The organism is Mesorhizobium sp. M7A.F.Ca.CA.004.12.1.1 (genome assembly GCF_003997835.1).
GTDB lineage: Bacteria > Pseudomonadota > Alphaproteobacteria > Rhizobiales > Rhizobiaceae > Mesorhizobium.
Map to the genome: position 1 here is coordinate 1 of NZ_RZRK01001280.1, position 1,031 is coordinate 1,031.

General features: G+C 65.7%; 1 protein-coding gene and 1 pseudogene. Both read left to right on the top strand.

Going from position 1 to position 1,031, the window contains the following annotated elements; translation table 11 throughout:
* On the top strand, window positions 1-624 hold a 624-nt coding region (locus EN984_RS35780; RefSeq protein WP_164765973.1), incomplete at its 5' end, for an ATP-binding cassette domain-containing protein.
* Window positions 621-1,031: pseudogene (locus EN984_RS35785) on the top strand (ABC transporter permease); the annotation flags it as partial. The gene EN984_RS35780 and the pseudogene EN984_RS35785, both read left to right, overlap by 4 nt.

The following is a 1,031-nucleotide window of genomic DNA, read 5'->3' on the forward strand; positions in this document are numbered from 1 at the left end:
GAGCTGGCGCGCGCCATCTTCGGCGCCGACCGTATCGCGGCCGGCACCATCACGCTCGATGGCAAGCCGATCGCCCCGGCATCGCCCGCAGACGCCATTGCGCTCGGCATCGGCCTGCTGCCGGAGGACCGCAAGCACCAGGCGATCTTTGCCGCGCTGGGCATCCTGCCGAATTTCTCCATCGCTTCGCTGGGCAGCTTCAGCAACGGTTTCGGCTTCATGGCCGAGCGGCGCGAGCGCGATGCGCTGTCCGGGTTTCGCAAAATGCTGTCGATCCGCATGGCTTCGGCCGAGCAGGCTATCGAAGGCCTGTCGGGCGGCAACCAGCAGAAGGTGATCCTGGCGCGCTGGCTGGCGCGCGATCCGAAAGTGCTGATCGTCGACGAGCCGACGCGCGGCGTCGATGTCGGCGCCAAGACCGAGGTGCACCAGATCCTGGTGCAGCTTGCGGCGCGCGGCATTGCGGTGATGATGATTTCGTCCGAGCTGCCCGAGGTGCTTGCAGTGTCGGACCGCATCGTCACCATGCGCCGGGGCCGCATCACCGGCCAGATGCCGGGCGTCGAGGCAAACGAGGAAAGACTGATGGAACTGATGGCACTCGACCGCAAGGAGACACTATGAGCGTGGCGGGGGAACAGGATCAGCGCGGCGGCATCAACTTCGCGCGGCTTTTGATGAGCTTCGGGCCGCTGCTGTTCCTGGTGGCGCTGATCATCGTCTTCACCGTGCTGAAGCCGAGCTTCATGGACCCGATCAACCTGTTCAACATCACAAGGCAGATCTCGATCACCGGGCTGATCGCGCTCGGCATGACCTTCGTCATCCTCACCGCCGGCATCGACCTGTCGGTCGGTTCGCTGCTCGCCTTCTGCGGTATGGTCGCCGCCGTGGTCGCCAAGGGTGGCTCCGCCAACACGCTGTCGCTGTCGACGAGCGGCACGCAAGGATTCGGCTGGTTCGCAGCACTCTTGGCCGCCGTCGTTGTGGGCGCTGCTGCCGGCGGGGTGCAAGGGCTTGTCATCACCCGG